The organism is Phenylobacterium sp. (genome assembly GCF_004799395.1).
Taxonomy (GTDB): domain Bacteria; phylum Pseudomonadota; class Alphaproteobacteria; order Caulobacterales; family Caulobacteraceae; genus Phenylobacterium.
The window spans coordinates 1-10,247 of sequence record NZ_SSMZ01000340.1; the positions used below are offsets into that span (position 1 = coordinate 1).

A 10,247-nucleotide genomic window follows, 5' to 3' on the forward strand; every position below is an offset into this window, starting at 1 on the left:
GCCGCCGAACCGGCGGGTTATGGAGGCGTCGGCCTGCTCGAACCGTTGGAAAAGGCGCGAGCCCACCTCCGGCGTGAATCCGATGCCGCTGTCGCGCACCGCAAAGCGCATGCCGCCGTCCGCCTCGGTGACTTCCAGGGCGACCTGCCCGGTGTCCGTGAATTTCACGGCGTTGGAGAGGAAGTTGGACAGCACCTGGGTCAGGCGCAATTCGTCGCCCAGCACGCCAGCAGCCACGCCCCGCTCCACACTCCAGGTCAGGGTCAAGCCCTTGGCTTCGGCTGTTGCGCGGTGCAGTTCCGCCACCCGACGCACACAGACGGCCAGGTCAAAGGGCGCCGCATCCAGCGACAATTGGCCGGCTTCGATCTTGGAGAAATCCAGGATGTCGGTGAGCACCTGCTCCAGCAGCCGCCCGGACGAGATGATCAACGCCGCCATCTCCCTGTCCTCGGGATTGGTCTGGCGCTCGGCCAGCAGATGCGAGAGGGCCACCACGCCGTTCAGCGGCGTTCGCAGCTCGTGGCTCATGGTCGCGAGGAAGGATGTCTTCGCCTGGTTGGCGCGGTCGAGCTCGGCCGTGCGCTCGCGCACGCGATCCTCGAGTCCCGTGGTCAGCGCCTGGGCAGTGGCCCGTTCGGCGGTTAGTGCACGCGCCAGGGCGCCGATCTCGTCGCTGCGGGCGTCCAAGCGTTCGCCGGCGGCGTCAGGCTCCGCGCCGGCGGCGTCGCGCACCAGTTGCTCCAGCGGCCTTACGAACAGGCTGCGCGCCCAGAGTAGGATCAACGCGGCCTGCGCCAGGGCGCCAATGAGGCCGATGGCCAGGAGCGGCAGGGCCGATTGCGAGGCGGCGCTGGTCACCGCCGCCGTCGGCAGGGTTATCAGGAAGTACCATCGCGCGTCGATATGGCCGTAGGCGACGAGGTTCTGCCCGTCGGGGCTGGAGATCACGCCGAATTCGCGTCCCTGGGCGCGGATCGCGCGGGCTACGTCATGCAGTTGCAGGCGCCGCTCATAGGACTGGATCGCCGGCGCTGTGACATATTTCGAGGTGACGAAGCCGGGATAGGCGATCAGCGACCCCTGCTCGTCGATGATCAGGTTGGTCGCTCCGGGGATCGCCTCGCGCATGGCGCTCAGGAAGTGCGAGCCCATGGGCATGGTGTCGGCCCAGGCCCCTACATAGTGGCCGTGCAGATAGACCGGGGTCGTGCAGGCCGAAACCATCGACTTGTGCGTCGGGTCGGTAAGCAGCGGGGTCAGCTTGGTGCAGCCGGTGTCGAGCCGCGGATTGTTCTGCGGCAGGCTCATCTGCACCAGGTCCATGGTCGCCAGCTTCAGATCGGCCGGGGCGTCATGGTTGTAGAAAGCTATTTTCTCGGCGTGATCGGGGGAAAACATCACCAGGCGGCTGTTGGGCGTGGCGAAGTAGAAGTTGTCGAAGATCGCGCGGTTAGCCTCGCCCGAGGCATGCACAACGCGGGCGATCGCCATAATCAGGCGCTTGTCGTCGACGGTGAAATCGGCGCCGTGCCCCAGGAAGGCCGTCAGGCCATAGAGGCGGTCGCCACCGAGGGTCAGGCCGGACGCCAGTTCCGGCACGCTGCGGCGCGTGCCATCCGCTTCCAGTGGGAACAGCCGGTCGAAGTCGCGCACGGCCTGCTTGGGGTCGATATTGTCATATCGCTCTTCGAGGGCGATGGTCGCCGACAGATGCTTGCCACGGACCTGCTCGAACATCGCCTGTTCGGACTTGGTGCGCTGTTTCACGTAGAGCGACAGGTCGGACACGCGCATTTGCTCCGCGCGGTCGCGGAACATCACAAAGGCCGCGATGGTGCCAGTCGCGGTGAATGCGAGCGAGATCGCCAGCAGACCGCCCAGCAGTTTCTGCGACAGCGACAGCGATTTCAGTCGCTTGGTCAAACCGAGTTCCCCCACCTCGGTTCAATTATGAAATCGCAAGCTTTGCGATTGGCTTAACCTGAGGCCCCGACCAGCACGTCTGCGACGTTGCGCCCTATGACGGAAACAGGCTCAAGCGGCCAGGCGCGCCAGCTCTGTCAGCACCCGCTCGGCGGCGTTGAGACGCTGTTCCGGCGTCTCCCACTCGCCCTTCACCACCACCTTGTTGTCGGGGCGAACCCGCCACGCGACCTGGTTCTTTGCCACGAACTGGATCAGCGCCATGGGGTTCTTGAAGTCGTCGTTGCGGAAGCTGACCACCGCGCCCTTCGGTCCGACGTCGATCTTGGCGACGTTGGCTTCTCGGCACAGACCCTTGATCGCCACGACCTTGAGGAGTTGCCCCGCCTCCGGCGGCAACGGCCCGAAACGGTCGATGAGTTCGGCGGCGAGGGCCTCGCGATCGGCCGCCCTCTCCGCGTCCGATAACCGCCGGTAAAGGGACAGGCGCACGTTGAGGTCAGGCACGTAGTCCTCAGGGATCAGCACGGCCGCGCCGGTGTTGATCTGGGGCGACCAGCCCCGGTCGTTGTCGACCGCCTCGGCGCCCGCGCGGGTCTTCAGATCATTGACCGCGTCCTCCAGCATCTGCTGGTAGAGCTCGACGCCGATCTCCTTGATGTGGCCCGACTGCTCCTCGCCCAGCAGATTGCCGCCGCCGCGAATGTCGAGGTCATGGCTGGCGAGTTGGAAGCCTGCGCCCAGGCTATCCAGGGACTGCAGGACCTTCAGCCGCTTCTCGGCCGATAGCGTGATCTGCTTCTCGGCCGGCGTGGTCATATAGGCGTAGGCGCGAGACTTGGCTCGCCCGACGCGCCCGCGCAGCTGGTAGAGCTGAGCCAGGCCGAACATGTCGGCCCGGTGGATGATCAGGGTGTTGGCGGTCGGGATATCGAGGCCGCTTTCCACGATCGTGGTCGACAGCAGCACATCATATTGGCCGTCATAAAAGGCGCTCATCACCTCCTCGAGCTGGGTCGGCGCCATCTGGCCGTGACCCACCACGAACTTCACTTCCGGCACCTGTTCGCGCAGGAACCGCTCCAGCTCCGGCAGGTCGGAGATGCGCGGGGCGACATAGTAGGCTTGGCCGCCGCGATACTTCTCGCGCAGCAGGGACTCCCGGATCACCACCGGGTCCCAAGGCGTGATGTAGGTGCGCACCGCCAGGCGGTCGACCGGCGGCGTGGCGATGATCGACATCTCGCGTATGCCGGAAAGCGACATCTGCAGGGTCCGCGGTATAGGCGTGGCGGTCAGCGTCAGCATGTGCACGTCGGCGCGAAGCTCCTTGAGCTTCTCCTTGTGCTTGACCCCGAAGTGTTGCTCTTCGTCGACGATCACCAGCCCGAGGTTGCGGAAACCGACCTGCTTGGACAGCACCGCGTGGGTGCCGACAATGATCTCGACCTCGCCGTTCTTAAGCGCCTCGCGGGTCTCAGCCGCCTCCTTGGCCGGCACCAGGCGCGACAGACGCCGCACCTTCACCGGCCAGCCCTCGAAGCGCTCCGTGAAGGTCTTGTAGTGCTGGCGCGCCAGCAGCGTCGTGGGCGCCACGATCGCCACCTGGTGGCCGCTCATCGCCACCACGAAGGCCGCGCGCAGGGCCACCTCGGTCTTGCCGAAACCCACGTCCCCGCAGATCAGCCGGTCCATGGGCTTGCCGGCGCCCAGGTCCTCCAGCACGTCGCCGATGGCGGTCAACTGGTCGTCGGTCTCCTCGTAGGGGAAGCGCGCGCAGAACTCGTCGAACACGCCGTGCGGGGGCTCCATCGGGTCGGTGGTCTTTGTGGCCCGCTCGGCGGCGATGCGGATCAGTCCCTCGGCCATCTCGCGTAGCCGTTCCTTGGCGCGTGCCTTGCGTGCCTGCCAAGCCGCTCCGCCGAGACGATCGAGGATCACGCCCTCGGATTCCGCGCCGTAGCGGGTGAGCAGGTCGATGTTCTCCACCGGCAGGTAGAGCTTGGCGTCGCCGCCGTAATGCAGTTCCAGCGTGTCGTGCGGCGCACCCTGGACGTCGAGGGTCTTCAGGCCGGCGTAGCGGCCGATGCCGTGGTCGATGTGGACGACGATGTCGCCGGGCGTCAGCGAGGAGGCCTCGGCCAGGAAATTCGACGCGCGTCGCTTTCGCCGTGGCCGCGACAGGCGGTCGCCCAGGATGTCAGTTTCGGAGATGACCGCCAGCGCATCGGTCTCGAAACCGGCCTCCAGCGGCAGCACCACCCGCTGCGGGGTTTTCGGGCTGGCGGCCTTGGCGGCGTCCCAATAGGCGGCGAACGGCGCGTCGGTGAGGCCGTGATCGGCCAACATGGATCCCAGCCGGTCGGACGAGCCGTCCGACCATGAGGCGAACAGCACCCGCTTGCCGGCCGCGGCCAAGGTGCGCGCGTGGTCGGCGGTGGCCTGGAACAGGTTGACGCTGTCGCGCTGGCGTTCCGGCGCGAAACTGCGCCCGGCCCGCGCGCCCATGTCGATCACCGTGTCGCCCTCGGCCTCCTGGAAGGCGGAGAACCGGCGGGTGGCGCGTTTTGCCAGCTCGCCCTGCCATTCGTCGGCGGTCAGGTAGAGCTTGTGCGGCTCCAGCGGGTGGTAATGGATCCGGCGCTCAGTGCTGGCGCGCGCGTCATAGGCGTCGGCGATCACCGCCAGCCGCTCGTCACGCGCCTCCCGCGAAAGGTGGTCCAGCACGATCGCCGAGGCGGGCGGGAGATAGTCGAACAGGGTCGCCAGCTGCGGGTAGAATAGCGGTAGCCAATGCTCCATCCCGGCCCGACGGCCGCCTTCGGACACCGTGGCGTAGAGCGGATCGTCACCGGCGGCGCCGAACGTCTCCAGATAGCTCGTTCGGAAGCGCGCGATGGCTTCCTTGTCCAACAGGGCCTCGCTGACCGGCAGCAGGCTGACGTCCTTGAGCTGCCGGGTCGAGCGTTGGGTTTCCGGATCAAAGGCGCGGATTGATTCCAGGGTGTCGCCGAACAGGTCCAGCCGGACCGGCTCCTCGGCCGACGGCGGAAAGACGTCGATCACCCCGCCGCGGATGGCGAACTCGCCCTTTTCCGAGACGGTCGAAGCGCGCTGGTAGCCGTTGATGGCGAAATAGGTCTCGAGGTCGGCGATCTCGACCATATTGCCGGTGCGCGCCGAATAGCCGGCCCGCTGCACCGCGGCCTGCGGCGGCACTCGCTGCACGATGGCCGGGACCGTGGTGACCAGAAGGCGCGGCGTCTTCTCATCCAGGCCGCTGCAGAGCCGCGAGAGCGTGGTCATCCGCTGCGCCGCCACGCCCGCCGACGGACCGATCCGGTCGTAGGGCAGGCAGTCCCAGGCTGGGAAGGTCAGGACCTCGACCTCGGGCGCGAAGAATCGGAACGCCTCGGCGAAGGCGGAAAGCCGCGTTCCATCGCGCGCTACGAAGACCGTTAGGCCTTTACGGGCGCGCACGATGTCGGCCATTACCAGGGCGTCAAAGCCCTCCGGCGCCCCGACCAGATCGAGGCGGCCTGGGTCTTCGGCGACGCGGCGCATCTCGGCGGCGCTGATGGGCCGTGAGCCGTCAGCCGCCACGGGCCTCGCCCTTGCCAACTTCAAAGCGGAAGGCTTTGATCCGGTTCATGATTTCGTGATCGAACTCGGCCGGCGTGTCGGCCGTGCCGACGATCCAGGCGTAGAGGTCCTGATCCGGGACCTCGAGCAGCACCTCGAAGATATCGAGTTCCGCCACGCTCATGCTCGGGACGTGCTTGTCCGCGAACGGCCCCAGAATGAGGTCCGCTTCGCGGAAGCCCCGGCGCCAAGCCCGGAACCTCAGCTTCTTCAGCCGGGCGTCGTCCATGTCAGTCATGAAGAGGTGGCGGATATAGAGCGCGCGGCGGGCCAGCGCCAGTCGGCTATGCTGCAATCATGCGGCCCGAGATTCTGTTCCCGCTTTTCGCCCCCGTGAGCACGCTGAAAGGCGTAGGCCCCCGCGTGGCTCCCCTTCTGGAGAAACTGGCGGGGCCTATCGTGCGCGATGTGGCGTTCCTGCGCCCGCATTCGCTCGTCCGGCGGACGCCCGCCGACCTGTCTGGCGCCGTGGACGGCGAGGTGATGACCTTCGAGGTCACCATCGACGATTACCAGCGGCCGCGCAGCCAGGCCCAGCCGTGGCGGGTGCGGGTCAGCGACCCGACCGGCTTCATGACCCTGGTGTTCTTCGGCCGCTTCGCCGACCAGCTGGAGAAGCGCCACCCGCCGGGCTCCCTCCGGATCATCTCCGGCAAGGTCGACGACGACAAATACGGCCGCCAGATGGTCCATCCCGATTACATGGTCGCTCCCGACAAGCGCGACGAGATCCCCGAGCGGGAAGCGATCTATCCGGCGACGGAGGGCTTGCCGGCGCGGCGCGTCCGCACCTTCGCGCTTGAGGCCCTGGAGCGGGCGCCGGGGCTTCCGGAGTGGCAGGACCCCGCCTGGTTCGCCCGCGAACGCTTCCCGGCCTGGCGCGAAGCGCTCGCCCGCCTGCACAGCCCGGAGACCGAGGCCGATCTTTCGCCCACAGCCCCTCACCTGCGCCGTCTGGCCTACGACGAACTGCTGGCCCAGCAACTGGCCATGGCCCAGCGCAAGGCCGAGCGGCGCAAGGAACCGGCCGCGCGGATCCCGGCCAGTGAGATCGCTGACAGGATCCGCGCCGACCTGCCCTTCGCCTTCACCGGCGCGCAAGCCCGGGCGTTGGCGGAAATCCGCGCCGACCTCGCCGCCGGCGAGCGGATGAGCCGGCTGATCCAGGGCGATGTGGGCTCCGGCAAGACCGTGGTGGCCATGTGCGCCATGGCCGACGTCGCCGCGGCCGGCGGTCAGAGCGCCCTGATGGCGCCAACGGAAATCCTCGCGCGCCAGCACTTCGAGACGCTGTCGGGGCCCCTCACCGCCCATGGGATCGGCGTCATCCTGCTCACCGGCCGCGACAAAGGCGCGGGCCGCGCGGAGAAGCTGCGGGCGCTACACTCCGGCGCGGCCAAGGTTGCAGTCGGCACCCATGCTCTCTTCCAGGACGATGTGGCCTTAGATCGGCTGGAGTTCGCAGTGATCGACGAACAGCACCGCTTCGGGGTCAGCGAGCGCCAGAGGCTGCAGACCAAGGGCCACGCGGTGCACATGCTGGCCATGTCCGCCACGCCGATCCCGCGGACGCTCGAACTCACCATGTACGGCGATCTCGATGTCAGCCGCATCGACGAGAAGCCGCCGGGTCGCACGCCTGTCGCCACCCGGGCCGCGCCCATGACCCGGATCGACGAGGTCGAAGCCCGCCTGCGCGAGGCGGTGAAGGGCGGCGCCCAAGCCTTCTGGATCTGTCCCTTGGTCTCGGAATCCGAACTGATCGACCTGAAAGCCGCCGAGACCCGCGCCGCGGAGCTGAAAGAGACCATTGGCCCAAGCGTCGGCCTGATCCACGGCAAGATGGCGTCGGCCGCGAAGGACGCGGTGATGGCCGAGTTCGCCGACGGCAGGCTCTCGGTGCTGGTCGCCACGACAGTGGTCGAGGTCGGCGTCAACGTGCCCAACGCCACCATCATGGTCATCGAGCAGGCCGAGCGTTTCGGCCTCGCCCAGTTGCACCAACTGCGCGGCCGGGTCGGGCGCGGGCGCCGCGAGAGCTCCTGCGTCCTGCTCTACGATCCGCCGCTCTCCGAGACAGCCCAGAAGCGCCTCGACATCCTGCGCCGCACCGACGACGGCTTCCAGATCGCCGAGACAGACCTGGAACTGCGTGGCGGCGGCGATGCGCTAGGCCTCAAGCAGTCCGGCTTCCCCGACTATGTCTTCGCCGATGTGCTGGGGCCCCACCGCGACCTGATCGCCGCGGCCGGCGACGACGCGCGGCTGATCGTAGGCCGCGATCCGGACCTCACGAGCGAGCGTGGCAAAGCGCTGAGGGTGCTACAGGAGCTCTTCGACTGGAAGGCGGGATTGGGACTACGCGACGCCGGCTAGCCGGAAATGTCGGATCGCAATGCGTCCGTTCGACCTAGGGCCGAGCCCAAGCAAAGGAACCCCGGTCATGAAGTACATCTGCCTCGTCTATGCCGTGCCCGGCGCGCTTTCCGGCCTCAGCGCCGAGGACAAGGCCGCGCTCGACCGCGACTCGCTCGCCTACGACAGCGACCTCCAGGCCCGCGGCCACTTCCTCGCCGCCTCGGCGTTGCAGGGCGTGGATACGGCCAGCACCATCCGCGTCCGAGGCGACCGCCTGCTGGTCGGCGACGGTCCGTTCGCCGAGACCAAGGAAGTCCTTTGCGGCTTCATCTTCATCGAGGCGGCTGACATGGAGGAAGCCAAGCGGATCGCCGCGGGGATCCCGATGGCCCGTCATGGCGCCATCGAAGTCCGGCCGGAGCTCGACTTCGGTTAGCCACGCACCCTGATCATCCGCTTGCCGCGGTTCTCGCCGTTCAGGAGGCCGATCAGGGCGGCGGGCGTGTTTTCCAGGCCGTCGATGATGTCCTCCTGCACCTTGAGCCGCCCGTCGGCGACCCAGCCCTGCAGGTCCTTCAGCGCCGCCTCGCGCTGGTCGTCGAAGTCCATGACCACGAAGCCGCGCAGGCTCAGGCGCTTGGTGACGATCAGGCCGGGGATGCCGCGTGGGCCGTGCGGCGGGGCTGCGCCATCGTATTGCGAAACGGCGCCGCAGCAGGCGATGCGGCCGAAATTCTTCATGGCGAACAGGCAGGCCTCGAAGATCTCGCCGCCGGTGTTGTCGAAATAGACGTCGATGCCTTCCGGCAGGATCTCCTTGAACTGCTGGCGCAGGCCGCCGGCCTTGTAGTCGATGGCCGCGTCGAACCCGAGTTCGTCCACGAGCCAGCGGCCCTTCTCCGCGCCTCCGGCGACGCCGACCACGCGGCAGCCCTTGATCTTGGCGATCTGGCCGACGATCGAGCCCACCGAACCGGCCGCCGCCGAAACCACGACGGTTTCCCCGGCCTTCGGTTTTCCGCATTCCAGCAGGCCGAAATAGGCCGTCAGGCCAGCGATCCCGTAGACGCTCATCAGGTGCGTCATCGGCTCCAGCTGCGGCAGCTTCTCCAGCCGCTTGCCGGACAGGACGACGTAGTCCTGCCAGCCGGTGTCGGCGAACACCACGTCACCGGGCTTCAGGTGGCCGACGTTGGACGCCACGACTTCGGCGAGCGCCCCGCCGGCCATCACGTCGCCGGAGTTCAGCGCCGAACGGTAGGTGGCGCCCTGCATCCAGGCGCGGTTGGCGGCGTCCAGGGAGATGTAGCGGGTGCGCAGCAGCACCTCGCCCTCGCCCGGCGACGGGGCCGCGCCTTCGGTCAGGCGGAAGTGCTCGCGCGCCAGCTTGTCGCCCTGCGGCAGGCGATCCAGCACGATCTGGCGATTGATCTCGGCCATGGCGTTTCCTCGTTTGTTGCGGTTACGAGGACGCCAGGCTCAGCGGCGGGTCAAGGCCGCCAAGCGCGCCCGGGCGTCGTTCTCCAGGTCGGCGTAGAAGAGGTTGAACGTGGGCGCCATCCGTTCCTCCGTCCACGAGCCCGACGGCTGCAGCGACGCCGATTTCGGTGAGGAGACCCGCAACACTCCGCCTTCGCATTGGGCCGAGACCTGCCGCGCCAGGAAGGCCGGGCGGTCGCCCCATTCCAGGCCCGTGGCGTTGGCCGCGCCGGCATGCATCCGCGCGGGCGCGGGTTCGTCCGTGGTCGCGCCGAGGATCGGATTGAAGCAGAGCGCCGGCCCGTCGAGGTTCACGAGATCACCGCTCGCGTCCCAGACGAGGGCGCGCGCCAGCAGGATCTTACCGCGGTCGAGCTCGCTGGACGGCACGCTCGCCCAGGCGGCCAGGCAGCCGGCCTCGTCCCGCTGGGCGCACGGCGGCAGGGCGGGATGGGTCGCCGGAACCACGGTCTCGATCAGATAGGCTCCGGCCAACCGGGCGCGCAGTTGGGCGTTGGGCGCGATTTCCTCGGCCACCAGCCGCGCGGCGAGGGTTGCGCCCTGCTCGACGCCGACGACGATGAAGGGCCGCTGGCCGCCGTCGTGGTCGCGCCAGTAGCGGAAGGCGGTCGCCACGTCGCCGTAGGCAAACCGCCGCGCATCCTTGGCGTCGTCGCGCAGGGTCAGGAGGCTGTAGAGCCCCGCCTGACGATATCGCGGCGCGAAGATGCGGCCGATCCGCACGAAGGGCCCGGCGTAGTTGGGCGCCATCACGCGGCGGAACAGCCTGTCGGCCCTCTCGTCGCCGATCGGCTCGTTCCATTGCGCCCCGCCCTCGAAGG

7 protein-coding genes are annotated in these 10,247 nt (G+C 68.0%); 2 read left to right on the plus strand and 5 right to left on the minus strand.

Features of this window, described 5'->3' with window-relative positions; translation table 11 throughout:
• The 3 genes from E8A12_RS22180 to E8A12_RS22190 all read right to left on the minus strand — a co-directional run.
• On the minus strand, positions 1-1,926 hold a 1,926-nt coding region (locus E8A12_RS22180; RefSeq protein ID WP_293372970.1), incomplete at its 3' end, for a histidine kinase dimerization/phospho-acceptor domain-containing protein.
• Between the two features lie 111 nt (positions 1,927-2,037).
• On the minus strand, positions 2,038-5,490 hold the full coding sequence (mfd, locus tag E8A12_RS22185) for a transcription-repair coupling factor (protein ID WP_293372980.1): 3,453 nt from the start codon (positions 5,488-5,490) through the stop codon (positions 2,038-2,040).
• 28 nt (positions 5,491-5,518) lie between these two features.
• Complete coding sequence (locus tag E8A12_RS22190) at positions 5,519-5,863, minus strand: succinate dehydrogenase assembly factor 2 (RefSeq protein ID WP_363212678.1); 345 nt, start codon at positions 5,861-5,863, stop codon at positions 5,519-5,521.
• A 2-nt stretch (positions 5,864-5,865) separates the two neighbouring features.
• On the opposite strand from E8A12_RS22190, the gene recG reads away from it, so the two are divergent.
• A complete protein-coding gene (gene recG / locus E8A12_RS22195) occupies positions 5,866-7,944 on the plus strand; it encodes an ATP-dependent DNA helicase RecG (protein WP_293372972.1) in 2,079 nt (692 codons plus the stop codon).
• A 67-nt stretch (positions 7,945-8,011) separates the two neighbouring features.
• On the plus strand, positions 8,012-8,362 hold the full coding sequence (locus E8A12_RS22200; protein WP_293372974.1) for a YciI family protein: 351 nt from the start codon (positions 8,012-8,014) through the stop codon (positions 8,360-8,362).
• Here E8A12_RS22200 and E8A12_RS22205 read toward each other — a convergent pair.
• Entirely contained in the window at positions 8,359-9,366 is a 1,008-nt protein-coding gene (locus tag E8A12_RS22205; RefSeq protein WP_293372976.1) for an NADP-dependent oxidoreductase, read from the minus strand. The genes E8A12_RS22200 and E8A12_RS22205 overlap by 4 nt on opposite strands.
• A 39-nt stretch (positions 9,367-9,405) precedes the next feature.
• Positions 9,406-10,247 (minus strand): DUF3089 domain-containing protein (locus tag E8A12_RS22210; RefSeq protein ID WP_293372978.1); only part of this gene is annotated, 842 nt, incomplete at its 5' end.